The sequence below is a fragment of the Corynebacterium faecale genome, from assembly GCF_030408735.1.
Taxonomy (GTDB): domain Bacteria; phylum Actinomycetota; class Actinomycetes; order Mycobacteriales; family Mycobacteriaceae; genus Corynebacterium; species Corynebacterium faecale.
The window spans coordinates 367,377-391,947 of sequence record NZ_CP047204.1; the positions used below are offsets into that span (position 1 = coordinate 367,377).

At 60.2% G+C, this 24,571-nt stretch carries 23 protein-coding genes; 15 read left to right on the plus strand and 8 right to left on the minus strand.

All coding sequences use genetic code 11. The annotated features are described in order from the left end of the window. Positions 1-36: 36 nt before the first annotated feature. Positions 37-2,610, minus strand: coding sequence for an ABC transporter permease (locus CFAEC_RS01660; RefSeq protein WP_290279776.1), 2,574 nt, complete (start codon positions 2,608-2,610; stop codon positions 37-39). Between the two features lie 307 nt (positions 2,611-2,917). Further along, positions 2,918-3,883, minus strand: coding sequence for a DUF3109 family protein (locus CFAEC_RS01665; protein ID WP_290278227.1), 966 nt, complete (start codon positions 3,881-3,883; stop codon positions 2,918-2,920). 33 nt (positions 3,884-3,916) lie between these two features. Between CFAEC_RS01665 and CFAEC_RS01670 the strand changes: the two genes are divergently transcribed. The 5 genes from CFAEC_RS01670 (at position 3,917) to CFAEC_RS01690 (ending at position 7,663) form a co-directional block, all read left to right on the plus strand. Beyond that, a complete protein-coding gene (locus tag CFAEC_RS01670) occupies positions 3,917-4,846 on the plus strand; it encodes a Ppx/GppA family phosphatase (protein ID WP_290278229.1) in 930 nt (309 codons plus the stop codon). 26 nt (positions 4,847-4,872) lie between these two features. Further along, entirely contained in the window at positions 4,873-5,859 is a 987-nt protein-coding gene (locus CFAEC_RS01675; protein ID WP_290278231.1) for an Rv0497 family membrane protein, read from the plus strand. Positions 5,860-5,976: 117 nt separating this feature from the next. Further along, the gene (gene proC, locus CFAEC_RS01680) at positions 5,977-6,789 is read left to right on the plus strand and encodes a pyrroline-5-carboxylate reductase (RefSeq protein ID WP_290278232.1); all 813 of its coding nucleotides are present in this window, start codon (positions 5,977-5,979) and stop codon (positions 6,787-6,789) included. 254 nt (positions 6,790-7,043) lie between these two features. After that, positions 7,044-7,235 carry a helix-turn-helix domain-containing protein gene (locus CFAEC_RS01685; RefSeq protein WP_290278235.1) on the plus strand — a complete coding sequence of 64 codons (192 nt, stop codon included), beginning with the start codon at positions 7,044-7,046 and terminating at the stop codon, positions 7,233-7,235. A gap of 326 nt (positions 7,236-7,561) precedes the next feature. Next, positions 7,562-7,663: a 30S ribosomal protein bS22 gene (locus CFAEC_RS01690; RefSeq protein ID WP_003855542.1), complete on the plus strand. Its 102-nt coding sequence runs from the start codon at positions 7,562-7,564 to the stop codon at positions 7,661-7,663. A gap of 41 nt (positions 7,664-7,704) precedes the next feature. Here the strand turns inward: CFAEC_RS01690 and CFAEC_RS01695 are convergent, their stop codons facing one another. Continuing rightward, entirely contained in the window at positions 7,705-8,769 is a 1,065-nt protein-coding gene (locus CFAEC_RS01695) for an HAD-IB family hydrolase (protein ID WP_290278237.1), read from the minus strand. A 189-nt stretch (positions 8,770-8,958) separates the two neighbouring features. Here CFAEC_RS01695 and CFAEC_RS01700 point away from each other — a divergent pair, with 189 nt between their 5' ends. From CFAEC_RS01700 to CFAEC_RS01720, 5 genes are all read left to right on the plus strand, one after another. Beyond that, positions 8,959-9,201: a glutaredoxin family protein gene (locus CFAEC_RS01700; RefSeq protein WP_290278238.1), complete on the plus strand. Its 243-nt coding sequence runs from the start codon at positions 8,959-8,961 to the stop codon at positions 9,199-9,201. Between the two features lie 88 nt (positions 9,202-9,289). After that, positions 9,290-10,696 (plus strand): glutamyl-tRNA reductase, encoded by a 1,407-nt coding sequence (locus CFAEC_RS01705; protein WP_290278240.1) that lies wholly within the window; start codon positions 9,290-9,292, stop codon positions 10,694-10,696. A gap of 24 nt (positions 10,697-10,720) precedes the next feature. After that, positions 10,721-11,620, plus strand: coding sequence for a hydroxymethylbilane synthase (gene hemC, locus CFAEC_RS01710; RefSeq protein ID WP_290278242.1), 900 nt, complete (start codon positions 10,721-10,723; stop codon positions 11,618-11,620). Between the two features lie 153 nt (positions 11,621-11,773). Beyond that, complete coding sequence (locus CFAEC_RS01715; RefSeq protein ID WP_290278244.1) at positions 11,774-12,142, plus strand: hypothetical protein; 369 nt, start codon at positions 11,774-11,776, stop codon at positions 12,140-12,142. A 101-nt stretch (positions 12,143-12,243) separates the two neighbouring features. Beyond that, complete coding sequence (locus CFAEC_RS01720) at positions 12,244-12,777, plus strand: DJ-1/PfpI family protein (RefSeq protein WP_290278246.1); 534 nt, start codon at positions 12,244-12,246, stop codon at positions 12,775-12,777. A 37-nt stretch (positions 12,778-12,814) separates the two neighbouring features. Here CFAEC_RS01720 and CFAEC_RS01725 read toward each other — a convergent pair whose 3' ends face one another. Next, the gene (locus tag CFAEC_RS01725; RefSeq protein ID WP_290278248.1) at positions 12,815-13,750 is read right to left on the minus strand and encodes a LysR family transcriptional regulator; all 936 of its coding nucleotides are present in this window, start codon (positions 13,748-13,750) and stop codon (positions 12,815-12,817) included. Positions 13,751-14,012: 262 nt separating this feature from the next. On the opposite strand from CFAEC_RS01725, the gene CFAEC_RS01730 reads away from it, so the two are divergent. From CFAEC_RS01730 to CFAEC_RS01745, 4 genes are read left to right on the plus strand one after another with little or no spacing between them, the layout of a single operon-like run. Continuing rightward, positions 14,013-15,539 carry an MFS transporter gene (locus tag CFAEC_RS01730; protein ID WP_290278250.1) on the plus strand — a complete coding sequence of 509 codons (1,527 nt, stop codon included), beginning with the start codon at positions 14,013-14,015 and terminating at the stop codon, positions 15,537-15,539. Beyond that, positions 15,539-17,404, plus strand: coding sequence for a sugar phosphate isomerase/epimerase and 4-hydroxyphenylpyruvate domain-containing protein (locus CFAEC_RS01735; RefSeq protein WP_290278252.1), 1,866 nt, complete (start codon positions 15,539-15,541; stop codon positions 17,402-17,404). Before CFAEC_RS01730 ends, CFAEC_RS01735 begins: the two co-directional genes overlap by 1 nt. 25 nt (positions 17,405-17,429) lie before the next feature. After that, positions 17,430-17,885, plus strand: a complete 456-nt coding sequence (aroQ, locus tag CFAEC_RS01740) for a type II 3-dehydroquinate dehydratase (protein ID WP_290278255.1) — start codon at positions 17,430-17,432, stop codon at positions 17,883-17,885. After that, positions 17,885-18,739, plus strand: coding sequence for a quinate/shikimate dehydrogenase (NAD+) (locus CFAEC_RS01745; RefSeq protein ID WP_290278257.1), 855 nt, complete (start codon positions 17,885-17,887; stop codon positions 18,737-18,739). Before aroQ ends, CFAEC_RS01745 begins: the two co-directional genes overlap by 1 nt. 110 nt (positions 18,740-18,849) lie before the next feature. Here the strand turns inward: CFAEC_RS01745 and CFAEC_RS01750 are convergent, their stop codons facing one another. The 4 genes from CFAEC_RS01750 to CFAEC_RS01765 form a co-directional block, all read right to left on the minus strand. Next, positions 18,850-19,494, minus strand: coding sequence for an NUDIX hydrolase N-terminal domain-containing protein (locus CFAEC_RS01750; protein ID WP_290278259.1), 645 nt, complete (start codon positions 19,492-19,494; stop codon positions 18,850-18,852). A gap of 119 nt (positions 19,495-19,613) precedes the next feature. Then, complete coding sequence (locus CFAEC_RS01755) at positions 19,614-21,161, minus strand: tripartite tricarboxylate transporter permease (protein ID WP_290278261.1); 1,548 nt, start codon at positions 21,159-21,161, stop codon at positions 19,614-19,616. After that, a complete protein-coding gene (locus tag CFAEC_RS01760) occupies positions 21,161-21,844 on the minus strand; it encodes a tripartite tricarboxylate transporter TctB family protein (RefSeq protein WP_290278263.1) in 684 nt (227 codons plus the stop codon). Before CFAEC_RS01760 ends, CFAEC_RS01755 begins: the two co-directional genes overlap by 1 nt. After that, a complete protein-coding gene (locus CFAEC_RS01765; protein WP_290278264.1) occupies positions 21,841-22,821 on the minus strand; it encodes a Bug family tripartite tricarboxylate transporter substrate binding protein in 981 nt (326 codons plus the stop codon). The genes CFAEC_RS01760 and CFAEC_RS01765 overlap by 4 nt, the downstream gene beginning before the upstream one ends. A gap of 247 nt (positions 22,822-23,068) precedes the next feature. On the opposite strand from CFAEC_RS01765, the gene tcuA reads away from it, so the two are divergent. Then, positions 23,069-24,553 carry an FAD-dependent tricarballylate dehydrogenase TcuA gene (tcuA, locus tag CFAEC_RS01770; protein WP_290278266.1) on the plus strand — a complete coding sequence of 495 codons (1,485 nt, stop codon included), beginning with the start codon at positions 23,069-23,071 and terminating at the stop codon, positions 24,551-24,553. Positions 24,554-24,571: the final 18 nt, after the last annotated feature.

Genomic DNA, 24,571 nt, shown 5'->3' on the forward strand with positions numbered 1-24,571 from the left:
TCACTGAGGTGCCCCGCCTGTCTGGGTAGGTCGATCCTATTCCTTGATGGCTTCCAGTGGTGCGATCCGTGCCGCACGATGGGCCGGGATGAGTGCGGAGAGCACACCGATGCCGATCGCCGCCAGGAACATCATCGTCACCTGGGTCCACGGGATCTCCGGTGGGGCCATGCCACGGCTGCTGAGGGAACTGACGATCGCCCACCCCAGGAAGGTGCCCATCCCGATGCCGAACAATGCGCCGTGGATGGACAGGATCACCGATTCCAGGGTGACCATGAGCTTGATCTGTCCACGCTGCACACCGGTGGCGCGCAAGGTACCCAGTTCCCGGGTGCGTTCACTTAAGGACAACACCAGGGTGTTGATGATGCCGAGCACCGCAATGATCACCGCCAGGGCCAACAGGCCATAGACGATAGCCAGCAGCTGGTTGATCTGGGTGCCCAGACCTCCCCGGAACTCGTCTTTGTTCTTCACCTGCACCACCAGGAACTGACTGACCGCATCGGTGAGATTACTCCGGAGCTGCTGCTCGGAGACGGATTCATCGGCCAGGACAAACACCTGGGAGCGGTGGTACGCGGACTGGGTGGTGAGCACCCGCTCAGCGGCGGCGTAGTTGACGGTCATGTGCCCCAATAGTCCGGTTTCCGCGTAGACGGCGGTGATGGGGACCCGGATGCCGTCATCGGAGCCATAAGGGTTGAGGGTGATGGTGTCACCTACCCGGAGACCGGACTGGCTGGCATAGGTGGTGGAGATCATCGCACCGGGTCGGGAATCATCAAAGGCGTCACCGGAGCGCACCGCAATGTCCAGGAAAGCATCGATATCACCCTCGAACACGGTGGTGCTCTCATTGTCCCAACCGTTGGCCTGCAGCCCGGCTGTCATGAGCATCCCGACGTCCTCCACACCAGTGACGTCCGCTGCCTGGGAGGCCACGGCGGGGGAGAGGGACAGTGAACGGGATCCACCCGCGGGTTGTCCGGGGATGGTGGTGCCGCCAATGGAATCCAACACGAAGGACGCCTGGATGGAGGATTCCACCGTGCCGAACACACTGGCCCGGGTGGTGGCTCCGATGACACCCACGCAGGAGACCAGGCCCACGCTCAGGGTCACCGCCAGCGCCGTGGTGGCGGAACGGCGCGGATTGCGCAGGGTGTTGCGCTGCGCAAGTCGTCCCACCGCCCGGAAAGGTGCACACACCGCCACGCCGAGGGTCATGCTGATCACCTGCACCAGGGTGGGGCCGGCCAGCGCGATACCGGCGAAGAACAACAGTGCACCGATACCGATGAGCACCAGGCGGGGATTGGTCAGCAACTCCTCGCCGTTGACCGCGGACACCAGGGCACCCGCCACGATCAGGCTGATGGCCAGGGTCATCAACACGGCCGCCACAAGGTTGACCCCCCTGCGCAGGGAGCCACTGCGCGAGTCCGCGGAATCAAAGGCCTGCACAGGAGGCAGATTACCAGCCCGCTGCGCTGGTGCGATGGCGCTGAACACCGTGGCCACGAGGGCGAACAACAGGGGAAGCACCACCGCGCCGGTGCCGTAGGCGATCTCGATGGAGGCGAGCTCATTGCCTGATCGGTTGAGAATGAACACCAGGAGATTGATCACGCCGATACCCACCACGATTCCCAGCACACCACCGATCGCACCGATGACCACGGCCTCCATCACCACGGAGAAACCGATCTGGAAGGAGGACACACCGATGCTGCGCAGCAGGGCGAATTCGCTGGTGCGCTGGGCCACGATCATGGCAAAGGTGTTGGCGATGATGAACGCCCCCACGATCAGCGCGATCGAGGCGAAGGCGATGAGAATATAGGTGATGAACTCCAGCTGGCGGGTGGTATCCCCGGTGGTGCGTTCCACGATCTGCTCGGGCAACAGCGGGGTGAGGTAGTTGTAGGTGCGCCCGATCTGGTTGCGCACCTGCATGGGATCCACACCGTCGTGGACGGCGATGACGATCTGGGGCGCGTGGGTGCCATCGGTGAACAGATCGAGATAACGCTCCTCGGTGAAACCGATGCCGATCCATCCCGCGGCATCGGATGGGGATTCGAAGATGCCGGAGAGGGTGGCATCAATGCGCTCAGTCGGGGTGATCACCGTGACCTGTTCGCCGACGGTGAGGTTGCCACGCTCGGCCGCCGAGACATTGACAATCACCTCTTCGGGGCCGGTGGGAACGCGTCCGTCGATAAGCACAGGCTCAGGCCCCACCCACGCGCCGGGCTCGTACATGGCAAACGGGTGGGTGCCGGAGGAGCCTGCCTGCAAGGGCAGGCCCTCGGAATCGGTGAGGATGAGGGCGGATTGCCCCGTGATCGAGGTACCGGACGGCATCCCGGGGCCGTCACCGATGATGTTGACGGCGCGCACCTCGGGGTAGCGCTCGATGGTGTCCAGGACCTCAAAGGGGACACCCGCCCGGTTGTTCTGGGTGCCGACGACCCCGACATCAACCCCTTCCACACCCGCATCCACGATCGAGGTGAAGGACCGTTCCAGAGAATCAGTCAGCAACAGGGAGCCACACAGGAAGGCTGTGCCCAACACCACGGAGAGCACCGTCAACGCCATGCGCATCTTGTTGGCCACCACGCTGCGCCACGTGGTTTTGCGCAGCGGTGAACTCAGAAATGTGGTGAGGGGATGGCGGGATGCCAGTGTGGCGCCGGGTGCGCCGGGTTGACCTCTGTGTGAGATTTCGGAGCCTCCTCGGGCTGTGATGGTGCGGTTGGCGTCAGCGCCGGTGGATGGGGGGATTGCAGCCGGGTGGGACACCGGAATTCTTAAGAATGATAAAGGTGAAAACACCTCAGTTCCCTCAGTTTAACCGCCACGGTGGACAGTTATGGTCACGCTCCCAGGAGAGGGCGGGTGGGCGTCACCGCTCAGGTGAACCCGCCCGGCGGTCGGCCTCGGCGCGGTCCCATTCACCGGAGGTCACCAGCGCGGTGGTGGGGTGGGTGCTGAACAGGCTGTTCTTAACGGTCAGTGGCAAGGTCTGACGTGCGCTGGCTCGTTCCTCCATGTGCGCGCGCAGCAGATCATAGGACTCATTGCCCATGAGTGCCCGCAGTTCACTTTCCTGGGTTTTCCACATCGGCTCACCACCGGCGTGGCAGCGCGGAGAGGTGGAACAATACCAGTCAAAATCCTCGCCACCGTTGCCCCAACCCCGACGGTTGTATTCAGTAATGGTGGTGCGCAGGATCTCGTGGCCATCGGCACGCTCCTCATAGGCCTCCAGTCGGCGCAACGGCAACTGCCAACAGACCTCAGGCTTGACGACGGTCAGGTCCTTGCCTTCCGCAGCGCCCCACTGATGGAGCGCGCACCCCGCGCCGGTCGCCCAACCCTTGCGGTTGGCGAAGATACAGGCGCCATCGGTGGTGATGGTCTTGAGTGCAGGTTCAGGATTGCCGTCATCATCATCCAACTCATCCCATTCCAACCACGGCTCGATCTCAGTTCCGTCATCAGTGTTGAGGAAGCTGTCCACCGCGGCGGGGCGGAGCTGCCAGTATTTCGCGGGCATCTCGGCGACAGCGTTGTACAGCTGATCGCGGTCAGTCTCATCGGCGAGGAAAGCACCGTGTACACAGCAACCCACATCCGGGTTGGTGGCGTTGATCCCCAGACAATCGGGGGTACCGAAGGTGCAATTCCAATGGGATTCCAGCCAGGTTAAATCAATGCTGAAAATGTGATCAGAATCGGTCGGATTGGTGAATTCATACCATTCACGAGGGAAATCCAGTGGTAGTTCCTCCCCTGTCCGGATGGAGGCGGCAGCGGGGGAGGCCTCGGGGAAGCCGAGAAAAACCGGGGACGAAGAAGACCAATTCACACTTTGCCACCCTAGACCGACTAACCTTTAGGTGTGAGATTAGGTGTATTGGACGTGGGCAGTAACACTGTCCACTTGATTGCGGTAGACGCTCGTACGGGTGGGCATCCCACCCCTATGAGCAATTGGCGTACCCCGTTGCGTCTTGTCGAGCTTCTCGACGACTCCGGGGCGATCAATGAGAAGGGGGTGAACAAACTCACCTCCGCCGTTGGTGAAGCTGCCGAACTGGCGGAAAAACTCCGCTGTGCGGAGCTGATGTCGTTTGCCACCTCAGCTGTGCGTTCCGCCACCAACAGCGAGGAAGTTCTCGACCATGTGGAGGAACAGACCGGTGTCCGCCTCAACATCCTTTCCGGTGAAGAGGAGGCCCGCCAGACGTTCCTTGCGGTGCGCCGCTGGTATGGCTGGTCCGCCGGCCGCATCACCAACCTGGATATCGGTGGTGGTTCCCTGGAGATCTCCTCTGGTTCCGACGAGAACCCGGACATGGCCTTCTCCCTGGATCTGGGTGCAGGCCGTCTGACCCATCAGTGGTTTGACACCGATCCGCCGGCCCGCAAGAAAGTCAACCTGCTGCGTGATTATATTGACGCGGAACTGGTCGTTGCCGCGCAGCAGATGCGCACGCTCGGCCCGGCACGGCTCGCTGTGGGTACCTCCAAGACCTTCCGTACCCTCGCGCGTCTGACCGGTGCCGCTCCTTCATCTGCCGGCCCCCACGTCACCCGCACCCTGACCGCTCCCGGTCTGCGTCAGTTGATTGCCTTTATCTCACGAATGACTGCAGCTGACCGTGCGGAGCTGGAAGGTATCAGCGCTGACCGTTCGCATCAGATTGTCGCGGGTGCGCTGGTGGCGGAGGCCGCCATGCGTGCTCTGGACATCGACAAAATTGAGATCTGCCCGTGGGCTCTCCGCGAGGGTGTTATCTTCACGCGGATCGATAAGGGTCTCGAGTAGATTTGTTAGGAAAGGAGTTGGCGTAGATGAGTGAAGAAAAACTTACTGTCGCGGAGCTGATGGCCCGCGCAGCCAAGGAGGGGCACTCAACGGACGCTCCCCGGCGACGTCGTCGCCGCAGCCTGGAAGATGGTGGCGTTTCCGTCGCTGAGCTGACCGGCTCCATTCCTGCTGTCAAGGAGAAGCCGGCGGAGTCCAGGCATTCCGCGGTCAAGATCGATGACCCCGCAACGCCACCGGCCACCCCGGTTGAGACTCCTGCCAGCGCTGTGTCTGAGTCGCCGGTGGAGGCCGCCGAGGTTAAAGCAGCACCACAGGTTGCGCCGAAGGCAGAGGCTAAGCCTGAGGTTGCGGCCGAGCCTGCCGTAGAGGTGACTCCAGCGGCTGAACCCGTAGCTGCACCGCAGGCGGAGGAGAGCACACCTGAAAAGGCCGAGCTCCCCGTCAAGCCCGCACCCGTGCGTTCTGCACCCAGCGAGGATGAGACCATGGTGCTCAGTATCGTGGATGAGAAGGATCCGATCCGTCTCACCACCGGTGCGTTCCCCGTGGTCCCTGCCTCTGCGGTGAAGCCCGCGCAGGTTCAGCAGTCATCTGCCGACACCCAGGATGCTGAGGCGGCCGCCGATGCGGAGTTCGCCGCCACCGGATCGGAGGATCGGGCAGCTGACTATCCTGCGGACACCATGCAGATGGACGCCACCACCGGTGAACTCGAGGTGTCTGATGCCGCTGATGAGGCTGAAGAGAAGGAATCCGGCAAGGTGTCGGTGTTCTCCGTGCTCCTCATGGCGATCGTCGGAGTGGTGCTCGGTGCCGCTGTGTTCCTCGCTTTCGAGATGCTCTGGGAGCGCCTCAACAACTGGCTGGTGGCCCTCCTGGCCATCGCGGTTACCCTGGGCATGGTCGGAATCGTCCATGCGCTGCGGACCTCCCGTGATGGTTTCAGCATGGTGCTTGCCGGTGTGGTCGGCCTGGTCATGACCTTCGGGCCCCTGCTCATCGTGTTCTAAACAGCGCTTTCTATCGCTCAGCCACGCGCAGTGATCACCGCCCATCCACCTGCGGATGGGCGGTTTTTCATGACCTGATTCTGCGCAACAGGTGGGGAAGATGGCACTGTGGAGGGTATGACAACAATTGCAGTAATTGGTGGCGGTCAGATCGGCGAGGCACTGGTCTCCGGTCTGGTGGCAGCCGACGTGAACCCACAGAACATCCGAGTCACCAACCGACGTGAGGAACGCGGAGCAGAACTCCACGAGCGTTATGGCGTGGTGGCACTCACCGACAATGCGCAGGCGGTGGATGAAGCCGATGTGGTTTTCCTCTGCGTGAAGCCGAAGATGATCCTCGATGTGCTCGCGGAGATCTCCACCACCGTGGACAACAACTCAGCAGCCACGGTGATGGTCAGCATGGCCGCGGGCATCAACCTGGCCTCCATGGAGGAGAAGGTGTCCGCGGGCCTGCCCATCGTGCGTGTCATGCCGAACACCCCGATGCTGGTGCGCAAGGGGATGTGCACGGTGACCGGAGGCCGCTTCGTTGATGGGGAGCAGCTGGACCTGGTCCAGGAGCTGCTCCGCTCCGTGGGTGATGTCCTGGTGGTGGAAGAGTCCGATATTGATGCGGTGACCGCCATGTCGGGTTCTTCACCGGCGTATCTCTTCCTGGTGACCGAAGCCCTCATTGATGCCGGCGTGAACCTGGGACTGACCCGCGCCGCAGCACAGCAGCTGGCGGTCAGTGCCTTCCATGGCGCTGCATCCATGCTCAAGGAGACCGGTAGGGAACCTTCGGAACTGCGGGCGGGGGTGTCCTCCCCGGCGGGCACCACGGTTGCAGCACTCCGTGAACTGGAGGAGAGCGGGATCCGCGGAGCATTCTTCCGTGCAGCCCAGGCATGCGCGGACCGATCCGCTGAAATGGGCCGCTCCTAAGCGCCCCTGGCCGTTACGTGGCTGTTGTGGGGCTGTTGCCTGGGGGGAAATTCATGAAATCGATTTCCCCCTGGGGTGTGCGACCAGCATCAACGCCCCCGGTGGGCTGTCTCAACCCGGTCTCACCACTGAAATTAGGTAACAATTGTCGCAATAATCACAAGAATCACGCTAAGCTGTACCACGCACGTGCGTGATCGTACTGCGGGAGGGGAAGCCCGCAGCACGCGAAATGTTGAAGGGTAGAGATGAAAATGGCTAGAGAAGATAAAGGAACCTTCCTGACAGTTGCTGAGGTCGCGGAGATCATGCGCGTTTCCAAGATGACTGTCTACCGGCTTGTTCACTCCGGTGAACTTCCGGCGGTTCGGGTGGGGCGCTCTTTCCGCGTCCATGAGAAGGCCGTCAATGACTACCTGGATTCCTCGTTCTACGAGGCTGGCTAAAACCCAGGCAGCCGTCCGCGGTCTTTCTGAGAACCCATTGAGATTAAGTCTCTCCCATCACCTCGGTGCCTCATGGCTCCACCCGGTGGGAGGGACTTCGTCATTCCTGCACCACGGTGGGCCCCGGATTTTGGAGCCCCACAGCCTGTGGGGGTAAGATGATTCACATTCGTGTCAGCGCACACCTATGGAAATTTTCCATTGCGAACAACCGGGTGGTGTTGCAACACTCACCACAGCGGTCCGCGGTTTCCGAATGTGCACTTCGGTAATGGGTGCTGGCAGGTTTTGTACGTACAACAACGATGTAAGCGAGGGAAACCGTTATGGGTTCTGTCATTAAGAAGCGCCGCAAGCGCATGTCCAAGAAGAAGCACCGCAAGATGCTGCGCCGCACACGAGTCCAGCGTAGAAAACTGGGCAAGTAGGCTTCAGACAAAAACACCACCTGCACTGCAGGTGGTGTTTTTTATTTCCGGAACCGGCGCCGCATCCGCCAGCCCGTGACACTGAACGCCGCGGTTGCCAGGGCTGGAACCCCGAAGGTGCGCACCGCTTTGCGCAGGGAACGGAAATCCCGCACCGCCCAGCCACGGTTGAGGGCTTCCGTCCGCAGTTTCCGGTCCGGGTTCACCGCCACTGCGGTACCCACCATGGAGAGCATCGGAAGATCGTTGATGGAATCGGAATAGGCGGTGCAACGGGACAGATCGAGCTTCTCAATGGACGCCAGGGCTGCCACCGCATGGCGCTTACCGGGTCCGTGGAGAATATCGCCGACGAGTCGGCCGGTGAAGATGCCGTCTTTTGCCTCTGGAACCGTGCCGAGTGCCCCGGTGAAACCGAAACGCTGGGCGAGAATCTGTGCCAGCTGGACCGGGGTGGCGGTGACCAGCCATACCTGGTGGCCGGCCGCGATGTGCATATCCGCCAGCTGCCTGGTGCCGGGCCAGGTCTTATCCGCCATGGTGCGGTCCACGATCTCCTCGCACAGCTCCACCAGTTCCTCCACGGAACGGCCCTTGATGAACTCCAATGCCTGTTCGCGTCCCTGGGCCACATCATCGGCGTTCTCGGAGCCGGAGATCTTGAATTTCAGCTGTTTCCAGATCACCGGGACAATTTCATGCAGGGTGAAGAACTTCTTCCGGAACAACCCCTGGGCGAAGACGATGAGGGAGGAACCCTGGATGAGGGTGTTGTCCACATCGAAGAAGGCGGCGGCGCCGATATCCTGTGGGACATCAGGGTCGGGGATGCTGACATGGACGGATCCGGCGGCTTCAATGGCCCCAGTGACCGAATCCACACCCGAATGGAAATCATCCAGTTCCAGTCCGTAAATGGAGGCCACCGCCTCTGCCGCCGCTGCCTCACCGGCCTGGCGCTGAGCCTCATCATCGATGGGCGGTGCGGCGATATCTTCGATGAACCTGCGGAGATTGCCCCGGGATGCGCTCCAATTAGAGAGAAAATCCTCCGGGGAGCCCATGATGTCAAAACCCCAGTTGTTGTTTCCGCTGGCTGAGCTCATGTGGTGACAAAAACCTTCCTTGTACCGAGATGAGCGGCAAGGCGCTGTGTTCGGGTGATGTTCGGGTGATGAAAAGATGATCGGGCATGATCTTAACGCCCGGAATGGGTATCGTATCCATGGTAAAGCTTTGTGCGCCACGGTGCTTGTCGTGGGTGGGCGAAGATGTAGTGAAGGGTGGCGGAACACGTGGCATCAGACCACAGTGTGGAATTGATCGTTCGTGACAACTGCGGATCCTGTGTCCGTGTGCAGGCACAGATCGAACCTGTGCTCGCGGCGGCCGGGATTGACCTGGTGGTGAGCAATGTTGATCAGGATCCCTCGTTGAAGATCGAGTTCGGTGATCGTGTTCCCGTCATCCTGGTGGACGATGAGGAGTTCGCCTGCTGGGAAGTGGACAACGACGAGTTAGCCAAGGCTTTGTTGTGACTCCGGCGATTGAGCGCTACCGTGAATCAATAAACTTTGATTCATTCTTTCGATTGATCAGTCCCTCCTTTGAAAGTCGGGTGAGATAGTGAGCGTGCTCGTTGTGGGAATGTCCCACAGGTCAGCACCTGTGGCGCTTTTAGAGCGCCTCAGCATGGACGACTCCGTCCGTGGACAAACCACTTCTTCCCTCGTGGAACGGCCGTCACTGTCTGAGGCTCTCATCGTCTCTACGTGCAACCGTCTCGAGGTCTATACGGTAACCAGCAGTTTCCACAGCGGCGTCAATGATGTCGTGGAGGTGCTCCACGAGGTCAGTGGTGTGGACATCGAGACCCTCCGTGGTTATCTCTATGTTCGCTACGCCGATGCCGCGGCCGAGCACATGCTGGTGGTGGCTTCCGGTCTGGATTCCATGGTGGTGGGGGAGCAGCAGATCATCGGTCAGGTGCGCACCGCCTACCAGCAGGCCACTGATGCGGGAACCGTCGGTCCGGCACTGCATGCCCTGGCGCAGACCGCCCTGCACACCGGTAAGCGTGTCCACTCCGAGACTGACATTGATGAGGCGGGTGCCTCCATGGTGTCCTTCGCCATCGATCAGGCTCTCGCCCAGATGGGTATTGATCCGGCTTCGGAGAATCCCCTCGCGGGTAAGACCGCCCTGGTGTTGGGTGCCGGGGCGATGAGTTCGCTGGCGGCGACACACCTGGGTCGGGAGGGCGTCGATAAGCTCGTTATGGCCAACCGCACCCGCGAGCGTGCCGAGCGGCTGGCCTCGCACTCGGAGCAGGCCGGTGTGCCTGCCGAGGTCATTGACTACGCCGAGCGCGCCCACGTGCTCAGCCGGGTTGATCTGGTGGTGTCCGCCACCGGCGCCGATGATTTCACCATCAAGCCCAGTGACATCCCCGTGGATGCGCAGCTCATGCTCGTGGATCTGTCCATGCCGCGTGATATCGATGATGCGTGCATCGAGGTCCCTGGTGTGGACCTGGTCAACATCGAAAGGATGCACCGCGCCAAGCGCGAGGATCCCACCGGGGATGCCACCGAAGGTGCTGATGCCCTGGCGATCGTCCGGGAGGAGCTGGAGGCGTTCACCTCCGAACAGCGCATCCGCGATGTGGTGCCGGCTGTGTCCGCCCTGCGCAGGCAGGCCAACGAGCTGCTCAACCAGGAACTGGACCGTCTCCACTCCCGCACCCCGGACATGTCCGAGGAGGACCGCAAGGAAGTCACCCGTGCAATCCGCCGTGTGATGGACAAATTCCTGCATGAACCCACGGTGCGCGTAAAGAAGCTGGCGGCCCGGTCCGGAACCGTGTCCTATGAGTCTGCGCTGCAGGAACTCTTCGGATTGGAAGCAGTGCAGACCACCGCGCCCGCCACGATCACCTCCGTCAACGCGTCCGAACTTCCCGATGCAGGTATTGTCGCCATCGTGAACTCACCTACCTCCACAGGCCAACCCGTGTCTGTGGACGGTTCCTAAACTTCCATAACTTCAAGGAGTGGAATGACTCTCAGAATCGGTACCCGCGGATCAAAACTGGCCACCACCCAGGCTGGCCACATGCGGGACAAGCTCAAGCATTTCGGCCGTGACGCAGAACTGACCATCATCACCACCCCGGGCGATGTGAACATGTCACCGGTGGAACGCATCGGCGTGGGTGTATTCACCCAGGCCCTCCGCGATGCGCTCATGGCTGATGAGATCGATGTGGCGGTGCATTCCTTCAAGGATCTCCCGACCGCACCGGACCCACGGTTCCACCTGGTGGTGCCCACGCGCGCGGATGCCCGCGATGCGCTCATCGCCCGGGATGGTCTGACCCTGAATGAGCTGCCTGAAGGCGCCAAGGTGGGCACCTCCGCACCGCGACGCATCTCCCAGTTGAAGGCCATTCGCCCTGACCTGGAGATCCTGCCACTGCGTGGCAATATCGACACCCGCATGGGCAAAGTCACCGACGGTGAATTGGATGCCGTGGTGCTGGCCTTCGCCGGTTTGTCCCGCGTGGGAATGCAGGACCGTGCCACCCAGGTCTTCGACCCTGAAATCCTCATGCCGGCTCCGGCCCAGGGTGCTCTGGCAATCGAGTGCCGCGTGGAGGACGAGGACATCGTCACCGCGCTCAACATGCTCATGCATGCTGATACATACGTCACAGCGGTGGCGGAACGCACCGTGCTCAACCGCCTGGAGGCAGGCTGCACTGCACCGGTTGCAGCACACGCCACCCTGGACGGTTATGCCGGTGACACCATGACCCTGACCGCCGGGGTGTTCGCTCTCGATGGCAGTGAGCAGCTGGTTTTCAGTGCCCAGGGTCCGGGCGATCAGCCGGTGGAGCTGTCCGAGCAGGTCGCGGCCCAGCTCATTGAACATGGCGCCGCAGAGCTGATCGGCTAACTGACACCCGCCTGCCGGGAGTCGGAGAGTTGGGTAACAGGTTGGTGTCTTAGGGGAATTTCTCTGTTCCCCGTGTAACAATGGATCAAAATGAGTTGAATTGGCGACATTGGTGACATTGTTCGCCCCGACACGTGGAAGAGACCCGCTGTTGTGGCTGAATTGAAAATTACAAAGAAGCACCTCACCATCCACCTGTCCTGGTGGGAGAAGATCGGTGCCCGTCGCAGCCATCTCACGGTTCCCCTGCGCGCGATCCGTGATATCCAGGTGGTGGACAATGCCCTCGACTCCGCTGATGTCCCCGGTGTCCGGGGCATGGTCCGTATCCCAGGTGTCTTCGTCGCCGGCACCCGGGCCGGGGGATTCCTCACTGAGGAGAACCACCGCAATGTTTTCAGCGTGTGCCGCCGCAACGATCCGGGCCTGGTCATCGAATTAGACAAGGTCAGCATCGGCCGCATCGTCGTGTCCACCCAGGACGCCGAGAAGTACGCCTCGGAGCTGGCCCTGGCCCGCTAGCCGTTGCGCTGAAACACCTGGGGATTCTGCAGCTTCACCCTCATTTGGTTACCATCGGGCCCACATCGATCCGAAGCAACCAGATGCATGAGGAGAAGTACATGTCCAAGAAGATTCTTGTCATTTCCACCGATTTCGGCACCGAGCGGGATGAGCTGGTGGTGCCGGTGGACAAGCTCAAAGGCCTCGGCCATGACGTCACGGTGGCCACGCCCAACGGTGAGCCGGTTCAGACCGTGCTCAGCGACAAGGACTGGGATCTCGAATTCCCCGTCGACGGAAAGCTCTCCGGGTACACCTCCACCGATTTCGACGTGATCGTCCTGCCCGGCGGCACCGTCAACTCCGACAACGCCCGCCTGGACACCGAAATCCTCGACCAGCTGAAGAAGCAGGCAGGGGCAGGCCGCACGGTTGCGGCCATCTGTCATGCGCCGTGGGCGCTTATCGACGCCGGTCTGGCCCCCAACAAAAACCTCACGTCCTACACCTCCGTGCGGATTGACCTGGAAAATGCCGGTGCCACCTGGCATGACGTCCCCGTCCAGATCTGCAACACCGATGAGTGGACACTGATCACCTCCCGCAATCCGGGCGATCTGGATCCTTTTATCGAGGCAATCGATCAGGCTTAGTAATACTTCCATAACCCGCCCCGCGAACCGTGATCTCTCATCCGGTCCGCGGGGTTTGACCTATGGAAGGGTTCATTTCCGGGGGCATCAACAGTGGGGTGGTGAATCGGGTGATCAGGGCTGTGACCTCCTCGGAGGGCTGCGGATCCCAGGTTGCCCAGGTGCGCACCACAAGATCATCACCGGCGGCATCTTCACCTTCGAGGGGGATCCACACCCAACCGGGGAAGTTCTTGGCGGCGGAGGTTTTGGTGGTCAGTGCGACATCCGCATCAACCAGGTCAGCGATGAGCGCGCTGTACTGACCGAATTTGCGGAAGATCCAGGTGGCATTGACGCCGGCGGAGAGCATCGCATTTTTGAGGATCTCCTCCTGGACACGGACCTCTCCGCGGGAATGCGCCAGGACACGGAGACCCTCCATGTCCACCAGTGTCGCGGAATCACGATGGTGGAGAGACTCTAAAAGTGCCGACTGCTCCCGGACGACAATGCCCAGCCGCTGCTGATAAACCAGCTGGGTGGGGAAGGCCTCACTCCGTCTCCTGGCCAGGGCAATATCCAACTTCTTCTGTTTGAGCATGGTGAGCTGTTCATCTGTGGGGGCCTCGATGAGTGAGACGCGGAAGCTTTCCCCGGTGGTGACCAGGCGTTCCTGCAGCCAGGAATTGGGCAGACCGGGCGGTACACCGATGTTGATGCTGGTGATGAGGTGTTCGCCTGAGCGGATCTCATCCACCAGTGACTGCATCCGGGTCATGATCTCCACGGCCTCGTCGTGAAGCGCCTCGCCGGCTCTGGTCATGTGGACTCCACGGGAGTGGCGTTCCAACAGAGGGGCACCGATCTCAGCCTCCAATGCGGACATCTGCCTGCTCAGTGCTGGTTGGGAGATGTGAAGTTCCTCCGCGGCCCGGTAGATCTGGCCATGTCGAACTACCTCGACGAAGGATTTCAACTGTTCCAGATTCATGGTTCTGCTCCTGTCTGCGGAAAGACCACCTCTGGTATGCGATAACCGCATACCACAGTTGTGCTATATGCATTTGTACTATAGATCAGGCTCACATATTCTTCACCCAAAGGGACACACCATATTCCCTCTTCCTGACCGAAGGTAGGAAAAGTCATCATCACCGGACTGATGCCACCCTCCGGCCGACCGCGCTACCCCTTATCGTCCATCACCGCGTCAGCGCACTTTCACCCCTGAACGGTCCTTTAGAAAAGGAATAATGATGAGCAAGAACCCACAGGGTTCCCTGAACCTTGATTCCCCAATTCCCGGGGGCGCTCAGGACCCGGGCACCCACCCTGCCAAGACTCCGAAGAAGGCAGCGCTGTCCAGCTGGATCGGTTCAGCGCTGGAATACTACGACTTCGCTGTCTATGGAACAGCCGCCGCCCTGGTGCTCAACCAACTGTTCTTCCCCGAGGACACCGCCCCAGGAGTGGCCATCCTGGCCTCCATGGCCACCGTGGGTGTTGCCTATATCGTCCGTCCACTCGGTGCCCTGATCATGGGGCCGCTGGGCGACCGGTATGGCCGGAAATTTGTTCTGATGCTCTGCCTGTTCCTCATTGGGGCCAGCACGTTTATCGTGGGCTGTCTCCCCACCTTCGATCAGGTGGGTTATCTGGCACCGGCGCTGCTGGTGATGTGCCGCATCATCCAGGGTCTGTCCGCCTCGGGTGAGCAGTCCAGTGCCATCTCCGTGTCGCTGGAACACGCCACGGAACACCGGCGCGCACTCACCGCCAGCTGGACCCTTCACGGAACACAGTTCGGAACCCTGCTGGCCACCGCGGTATTCATCCCTTTCACCATCTTCCTCAGTGAGGAAGCCCTGATGTCCTGGGGTTGGCGCGTGCCGTTCTGGCTCTCCGCAGTGGTGGTCCTCGTTGCCTTCCTGATTCGTCGCGGACTGGAGGAACCACCGGCCTTCCGTGAGAACAAGGCCGCCAGCACCCGGGAAGCATCCCCGCTGGCCATCACCTTGAAGTACCACAAGGCAGCTGTTGCCCGTGTCGCCGTCGCCGCGATGATCAACTCCGTCAATGTCGTCTTCACCGTCTGGTCCCTGTCGTTTGCCACCAATGTGGTCGGACTGGATCGCTCCACCATGCTGATGGTTCCGGTGGTGGCCAATGTGGTTGCCCTGCTGACCATTCCCTTCTCCGGTCTGTTGGCTGATCGCTTCGGGCGTCGCCCGGTATTCATCATCGGTGCCATCGGTGCGGGACTGGCCATGAACGGCTACCTGAGTGCGATCTACTCCGGCAACTGGCTCATGATCTTCTCCATGGGCATCGTGATGTCCGGTCTGCTGTACTCCCTGTCCAATGCGGTGTGGCCGGCGTTCTACGCTGAAATGTTCCCCACCTCTGTGCGTGTGACCGGCCTTGCCCTGGGAACCCAGATCGGTTTCGCCGTCTCCGGTGGTTTCGCCCCGATCATCGCCTCCCTGCTGGCAGGTGCCGAGGGGGACAACTGGGTACAGGTCGCCATCTTCGTCGGCGTGGTCTGTGTCATCGCCGCGGGTGCAGCCGCGACCGCCAAGGAAACCAAGGATCTCAACCTCGATGAGATCGACGCCCTGCACTTCGCCCGTGGTGAGGCCGCGGATCTGGCACGCACCGGTGCCGCGGCCGTGGCAACACGCCCCACCACAGTGACCGTCAGCCCGGATGGATCGCTGAGCAGGACGGGGAGGATCACCTCCGACACCTACCGTGATGAGTACAAGGAATCCACACTCTGATGAAAACGTCGATCGCCACAGTCTGTCTATCCGGAACCCTCGCGGAGAAACTCCGCGCCGCCGCCGATGCGGGTTTTGATGGGGTTGAGATCTTTGAACAGGATCTCATCGTCTCCCCGCACTCCCCGGAACAGATCCGTCAACGCGCCGTAGACCTGGGCCTGACCCTGGATCTCTTCCAACCCTTCCGGGATTTTGAGGGGGTGGGGGAGGAGGAGTTCCGCAACAACCTGCGCCGCATGGAGGCGAAGTTCCACCTGATGAACAGGCTGGGGATCGACACCATCTTGCTGTGTTCCAATGTCGCCACCGCCACCATCAATGATGATGAACTGTTTGCTCAGCAACTGCGTCGCGCCGGCGACTTGGCTGCGCACTACGACATCCGGATCGCCTATGAGGCACTGGCCTGGGGCAGGTTTGTTAATGATTTTGAGCATGCCCAGCACATCGTGGACCTGGCTGATCACCCACAGGTGGGCACCTGCCTGGACACCTTCCACATCCTCTCCCGCGGATGGGAAACCGGGGCGGTGGAGCAGATCCGCGGTGAGAAGATCTTCTTCGTCCAGCTCGCTGATGCGCCGACACTGAGCATGGACATCCTGTCCTGGTCCCGTCACCACCGGGTATTTCCCGGAGAAGGTGATTTTGACCTGGTCAAGTTCATGACCCACCTGGCCCGCACCGGATATGACGGGCCGATCTCCCTGGAGATCTTCAATGATTCCTTCCGCAAGGCCGATGTGGCCCGCACCGCGATTGACGGCCTGCGGTCCCTGCGTTGGCTGGAGGATCAGACCTGGCATACGCTTGGCAGCGCTGAGCGGAGCGGACCCCTTGAGCTCACACCCCTGCCGGAGGTGGCGGAACCGGAGGGGATTGATTTTCTGGAGATCTCCACCGGCAGGTTGGGGGAGACCATCAGAACCCTCCACCAGTTGGGTTTCCAGCTGGGAGGACACCACCGCAGCAAGCCGGATTATCAGGTGTGGGTTCAGGGGGACGTGCGGATCATCATCGGCGATCGCGGACCCACCGGCGCCCCGACCACCATCACCGGCCTGGGTTTTGCCACCCCGGATCCAACGTCGGCACAACGACGCGCCCAGCTGCTTCAGGCCCGCACCATCCCCCGGGAACGGGAGGAGGATGAAGCTGATCTCCGCGGTGCTTATGCTCCTGACGGCACCGAAGTCTACTTTGCCGAGGTGACCCCCGACGGATTCCCCACCTGGCTGGGTGAATTCGGTCTGGAGAAAACCGATCAGGTGACAGATTGCCTCATCACCGGGGTGGACCACATCAACCTCGCGCAGCCCTGGCAGCACTTTGATGAGTCCATCCTGTTCTACACCTCGCTCATGGCTCTGGAAGCCCAGGGGCAGGATGAGTTCCCAAGCCCCATCGGCCTGATCAGCAACCAGGTGATGAGATCCCCCAATGATGCCGTGCGTCTCTTACTCAGCATCGCCCCCGAGGATGGCGAGCAGGGTGATTTCCTCGATGCCGCCTACCCGGAACACATCGCATTGACCACCTCCGATATCGTTGCGGTCGCCCGACGTGCCCGCAGACGCGGGCTGGAATTCCTTCCGGTGCCGGATAATTACTTCGAGGATCTCCAGGCACGTTTTGACCTCGATCCGGGCTTTCTTGCCACCCTGCGGGAGAATAACCTGCTCTATGACTGTGATGAACACGGTGAGTTCCTGCACTTCTATACCGGCACCCTGGGCACCATGTTCATCGAGGTCGTGGAACGCCGCGGAGGTTTCACCGGCTGGGGAGAGAGCAACGCCCCGGTCCGTCTCGCCGCCCAGTACCGGAAAGTCCGCGATGCCGAACGCGGAGTCCCACGCTGAAACAATGAGTGAAGGAGAACAATCCATGAGCGGACGTATTCTGCTGCTCAACGGCCCCAACCTCAACATGCTGGGTTTGCGGGAACCGGAGATCTACGGCGAGGCCACGCTGGATGATGTGGTGGCACTGACGCGTGAACAGGCCCGGGCACACGGGTGCACCATCGATGCCGTGCAGAGCAACCACGAAGGCGATCTCATCGATGCCCTGCACCGCGCCCGCGGCACCCATATCGGGTGTGTGCTCAATCCTGGTGGACTGACCCACACCTCGGTGGCGTTGTTAGATGCGGTGAAGGCATCAGAACTGTCCACGGTGGAGGTCCACATCAGCAACCCCCATGCCCGGGAAGCATTCCGACACCATTCCTATATTTCCCTGGCCGCCAGGGCTGTGATCGCCGGTGCGGGTATCCAGGGTTATGCCTTCGCCGTGGATATCCTCGCCGCCGACCATGTCTCAAGAAAGATAAGCAACTGATGAACCGCACCAGCATTCTCCTCGGCCTGATCGGCGAGGATATCTCACTGTCACGCACCCCCGCCATGCACGAGGCGGAAGGCCTCGCGCAGGGGGCCGCGACCGTATACCGGCGCATCGACACCCTCACCACCCGCGCCGGGAATCGCTCTTTGAAAGAGCTTCTCGACGCCGCCCGCGCCACCGGCTTCAACGGCCTCAACATCACCCACCCCTACAAGCAGGAAATCCTGCCGTTGCTGGATGAGGTATCCGAACAGGCCTCCCAGCTGGGCGCGGTGAACACCGTGGTCATCGATGAGGAGGGAAAAACCACCGGCCATAACACCGATGTCACCGGTTTTGCCCGTGGGCTCGAGGAAGGCCTACCTGATGCCACCATGACCACCGTGGTTCAGGTTGGTGCCGGCGGGGTGGGCAATGCCGTGGCCTATTCCCTGGTCACCCACGGCGTGGAGCAGCTGAAGGTGGCGGATCTGGATCCAACCCGTGCGGAGGCACTGGCCCGGGATATCAATACGGCCATCGGCAGGGACGCGGTGATCGGTGTGGATGCCCGTGGCGTTGAAGAACATATTGCTGCCGCGGACGGTGTGGTCAATGCGACCCCGATGGGGATGCTCGCCCACCCCGGCACGGCCTTCGACACTTCCTGCCTGACCCCACAGCACTGGGTGGGGGACGTGGTGTACATGCCTATCGAGACTGAGCTGCTGGTCACCGCCAGGGAACTGGGGTGCAGGACCCTGGACGGCACCCGAATGGCCATCCACCAGGCAGTTGATGCCTTCCGTCTCTTTACCGGGTTGGAACCCGATGTGGAGAGAATGCGTGAGGCATTCCTGTCTTCGTAGAGGCAGGACTGAGCTTATTGTTTCACCCACAGGGGAAACATCCCACAGGGGAAACATCCCACAGGTGAAACATCCCACAGGTGAAACATCCCACAGGTGAAACAACAAACTTAGTCAACATATGCGATATCTGGATCCTGCCAGTGGTTATGAAGTAAAACGATCTGCTGAGCAAGGACACGCGCAACAGATAAGGAGGGAAGATCATCCACGTCAAACCAGCCCAGCTGACTGGTTTCCTGACTGGTGAATTCAAGATCAACAGGTTTCAGGGCCTGGCAGATAAAAAACAGTTTGTAGATGTGTCGGTCGTAGACTGGTTCATGCGGCCACTGGTGTCGGTCAATAACCGCAGCCAGATGAGTGGCACGGACAGGAACGCCTACTTCTTCCAGTGATTCCCGTTCCACAGCCTCACGTGGTGTTTCAAGGACATCACACCAACCACCAGGCAACGTCCACAACCCATTATCGGCGATTTCACGGACAAGAAGGACCTGGCCGTGGTCATTGAATATTCCAGCCCGCACATCGATCTTCGGGGTGGTGTACCCGGCGGTAGCAGCAATCTCTCGTTGATACTGAGCCAAAGGTGCGGTGCTTAAAGCCTGCATTAACGTGTTTGCCAGGGCCCCAACCCGGTGGAAACGTTCAATATCGAAATCATCGCGACAGTAGGCAAGGCCGGATTCGGCAATCGCCGACAGTTCCATCGCAATCTGGATTACCTCATTAGGCTTGTGCTCGGTAGTCATCTTCTCGACGGTACTAGGCATAACACCCTGAAGTGGCCTGGGTTGGCGCGAGGGCATGATGTTCCTCCTGTGTTATATCATGCCCTCTCACTAACCCAGGCCGGTTTATAGTGATCTACCTAAGCGCTGGTGGTGGCCGGTTCCTGTTCCGGGGTGGTGGGGTTTTTATCGGACTTGCGGTGGCGCAGATGTTGGATCGCACTGACGGCCAAGCCGATGGACAACAGACCGTAGATGGCGAGAGTGAAGGGGCTGCTGATGAGGATGGATGGATCCCCTTCAGAGACAGCGAGGGCACGTCGCAGTTCGGTTTCAGCCAGGGGACCGAGCACAACCGCGATGAGCACCGGTGCCACCGGGATGTTATAACGGCGCATCATGAAGCCCAACAGGCCCAGGCCCAGAACCAACCAGAGATCGAAAGTGGAAGCACTGATGGAATACACACCAAGCATGGACAACACAGTGATACCGGCATAGAGGTAGGGGCGTGGGATATTGAGGAGTCTCGCCCACATGGGAGCAAAAGACCAGTTGAGGATCAAAAGGATGAACAGCCCGATGAACAGCGAGGCCAGCAGGGTCCACACCATATCGCCGCTGCGCTCGAAGAGAAGCGGCCCGGGCTGCATTCCATACTGCTGGAAAGCAGCCAGCATGATCGCTGCAGTGGCTGACGTGGGAAGTCCCAGAGCGAGAAGCGCACCCATGGCGGTGCCTGCTGTGGCGTTGCCGGCGGCCTCAGGAGCGGCGAGACCTTTGATGGAGCCGGTGGTGCCGAATTCCTTGTCGCCAGCGCGTTTAGCCAGCTGTTTCTCCGTACCGTAGGCCAGGAAGGTGGGAACCTCTGACCCACCGGCGGGAATGAGGCCGAAGGGTGCGCCGAATCCGGTGCCACGCAACCAGGCGGGAAGAGCCGCGCGGAAATCCTTGCGGGTCAGGCGGGCGAAACCCTTTGGCTGGATCAGGTCAGGGACTTCCTCCCGGTGGATTCGGGAAGCGACACGGAAAACCTCACCGAGTGCAAGGAGACCGACGGTGATGACGATGATGGAGATGCCGTCGAAAAGCTCCGGCATGCCGAATGTAAACCGTGATGTTCCACTGGGGCCGTCAATACCAACCATGACCAGAGCCAGTCCGATACCCAGCGCTGCAAGACCACGGAAAACAGATTCTGCGACGACCGCGGAAATGGCCAGGAATGCACCAACCGCCAGTGCGAAGTATTCAGCAGGGCCGAACATGGTGGCCAGGCGAACCAGCGTGGGGGCGAAGAACACCACGAGCGATGTAGCGATCAAACCACCGATGAAGGCACCGATCGCCGCGGTGGCCAGGGCTTTTGCCGCCTGTCCGTTCTTAGCCATCCTGTGGCCTTCGAAGGTGGAGGCGATTGCAGAGGAATTACCCGGTGTATTGAGCAGGATACCGGCGGTGGAATCTCCGAAGAGACCACCGAAATAGACACCGGCGAACATGATGAATGCGCCAGTGGGATCCAGGGCGAAAGTGATGGGGAGCAGGAGGGCAACGGCCATGGCCGAACCCAGACCGGGGAGAACACCGACTGCGGTACCAAGGACCGCACCGATGAACACCCACAGCAGATTCATCGGGGTGAGTGCGGCCCCGAAACCCTCAAAGAGGAGTGATAGCTGGTCCATTACAACAGTCCTTCCAGAAAGCCGGGAGGCAGCGGGAGGCCGAGCCCGTCATTGAATGCGAGTTGAATTACAGAGGCGAACAACAGGGCGACGCCGAGATCGATAAAGGTTCGCCGGGATCCCAATGCTCGAACAACCACCCAGAACAGGAATGTTGCGCTGAGAACCCAGCCGACCGGGTTCAGAATGAGAATGAACAAGGCGATGCCACCGAGGATCCACCCCAGGGTTTTCCAGTCTGAGTAGGTGGCCCAGTCCTCTGAGTACCGACTGAAACGACGACGGGCGCGCTCATTATCAATAGAACCGAGGTCCGACAGCATGTCTTTGGAGAAGTTGCCCCGCCCCGGGTGGGGCTCTCCATCCGGGAGGGTTGGCCGCCGAAGAACAGATACCGTGATGGCGGCTGCAGCGATATACAGCAACCCGGAGATGAGGAGAGGGAAGAACTGGGGCCCGGGCCGGGAGGAGCCAAGGACCTCCATGGTGAGGCCACCATAGAGCAGCCAACTGGCTACCACCACAATGAGGAGGACGAACCCAAGTTCACCGCGGCCTGCGAACCAACCCCAACGTGATTTCACGCCGAAGTCTCCGGGGGATGTGGTTGATGGGGTGGAGACCGATTTCCACTTCGGTGAAGGTGAGGTGGGGGATGGGAGTGGGCTTTGTTGCGTGGTCATAGTCCGAGCTCCTTCACAATATTATTGGCGGTTGATACTTCGTCCTGGATGAACTGCTCGAACTCTTCGCCCACCTGGTAGGTATCAATCCAGCTGTTGCGGCTGACGGCATCCTGCCATTCCTGTTGTGCGTGGAGCTCCTCGATGATGGCGGACAGCTCCTGTCGGGCTTCATCGGAGATCCCGGGTGGAGCGACAAAACCACGCCAGTTGGACATCGAGACATTCACTCCCTGTTCAACAAAGGTGGGAACATCAGAGTCGGGAAGCCGTTCCTCCGAGGAAATGGCTAAAGCGCGCAGATTCCCAGCCTCGATCTGATCTTTCACCTCGTTATAGCCGGAGATGCCGGCCGCGGTGGTGTGTGCAAGAAGGGAGTTCAACGCCTCACCGCCACCTGAGTAGGCGATGTAGTTGACGCTGCGGGGATCCATGCCCACTTCCTGGGCGAGGAGACCACCCAGGAGGTGATCGATGGAACCAAGTGATCCACCACCGATGGAGGTGGCGCCAGGATTGGACTGCCAGGCCACGAGGAAATCATCCAGTGTCTGATAAGGAGAATCTGCCGGAACCACCAATACTGCATAATCATCAGCCAACCGGGCAATTGGGGTGACATCATCGAAGGATTCTGCATTATTTGCCAGTTCGATGGCCCCCACCATGACCCCTCCGGTAACCATGAGTAGATCTTCTCTGCCGGTTTCCTGCACGAATTGGCTGAGACCGATCGTGCCACCGGCTCCGGGAATATTCACCACCTGGGGATTGGTGACGATACCTGTGGATCGCATAACTGCCTGGGCCTCGCGTCCGAATCCATCCCAACCACCACCGGGGGCGGCCGGCGCGATGAGCGTGAGTTTGCTGCGGGCGGTACTGACTCCGCCGCTGGATGCCGCACTGATAAACGCCAGGCTGGCAACCACAAAGACCACGGCGAAGAAGGCACCCAATTTCAAAGTTCTAGTCATCTGAGGGTCCAACGTCCTCTCTTGCATTAGTTTGTTATGGCCACATTCCAAGCCATGTGTATACATTTGTACACTATGCTGTGGATCACATCAAGGGGCAGTTTTCCCAGCTGTTGGCGGTCGATTTTGCAGCTTCTGCTGTTCCTGTCCGCGACTTCCGTCTCACTGATCGGAAAAAAGTGCTTGACAGAACCTTTTGAATACAGTTGTATACAATGAAGGAAATGGACTTGAGGAAAGGAAAAACATGGCTCTACAAGATGCGCTCCGTCGGGAACAGACTGAAGTGATTGTGGTTGGTGGGGGAAATGCAGGCTTCACCGCAGTCCACGCGGCAGCCACCAGAGGCAGGAAAGTCATGCTCCTGGAACGGGGGACTGAGGATATGGCTGGGGGAAACAGTTTCTACACCGCCGGAGCCACCCGCATCGTTCATGATGGACTGGAGGACCTCCAGGACCTGGTTGAACATGATGACCGCCATGATCGCTCCGTTGTACCGCCGTATTCTGCAGATGAGTACAGAGCTGATCTGGAGAAGGTGACAGAGGGTAAGAATGATCCTGAGCTCACTGATGTTCTGGTGAAAGAGGTATCACCCACGCTCCGCTGGTTGAAGTCCCTGGGGCTGAAGTACCGGCTCATGTACGAGCGTCAGGCCTATGAACGCCCAGACGGCAGCTTCCTCTTCTGGGGTGGCCTGCATGTGGGTAATGTCGGCGGTGGCGAAGGTTTGATCGCTGATCACACCCGTGTGGCCAGGGAGCATGGTGTGGATATCCGTTATGGATACCGGGCCACCTCACTGATCACTGATGGGGGCAAAGTGATTGGGGTTCGCGCTGATACTGACGAAGGGCCCGTGGAGATCTTTGCGGAATCTGTGGTGCTCACCGCAGGAGGTTTCGAATCGAACCCGGAGATGCGCCGGGAGTATCTCGGTGATGGATGGGAAAATGCGAAGGTCCGTGGCACGCCCTACAACCAGGGTGACATGATTCGTGCTGCCCTTAGTATTGGCGCGGACGCCGGTGGTGATTTCTCCACCTGCCACAGTGTGCAGTGGGATGCCTACACCCCGAATAATGAAAGCAACCGTGAGCTGACCAACCGTCTCACCCGTCAGAGCTATTTCCTGGGTGTCATTGTGAATCGCAACGGTGAACGCTTCCTGGATGAGGGCGCGGATTACCGTAATTACACTTATGCCAAATATGGCCGTGAGATTCTCAAACAGCCAGGTTCTGTCGCATATCAGATCTTTGATTCCACGCTGCGGGGAATGCTCCGGACCGAGGAATATGACATGCCGGGCATTTCTGTCGAATCAGCGGACAGCATCGCGGAACTGGCGCGCAAAATCAATGTGGATGAAAAAACACTGGTGGCGACGGTGGAGGACTACAACGACAAAGCTGACCGCGAGATTGAATTTGATCCCACCGTAAAGGATGGAAAATCCTCTGATGCTGAGCCGAAGAAGAGCAATTGGGCGCTCCCCTTGGAAGCTGGCCCGTTCTACGCCTACCCGGTGACCTGTGGCATCACCTTCACCTTCGGCGGCGTGAAAACTGACACCCACGGTCGGGTGCTCAACGGTGACGGTGAGCATATCGAAGGCCTCTATGCCGCAGGTGAGATGTTGGGTGGACTATTCAGCTCCAATTATCCGGGCGGAAGCGGGCTGGCTGCGGGTTGTGTATTCGGGCGCAGGGCTGGGGCGCTGGCCTGACCAGCTAGAATTGGGTGA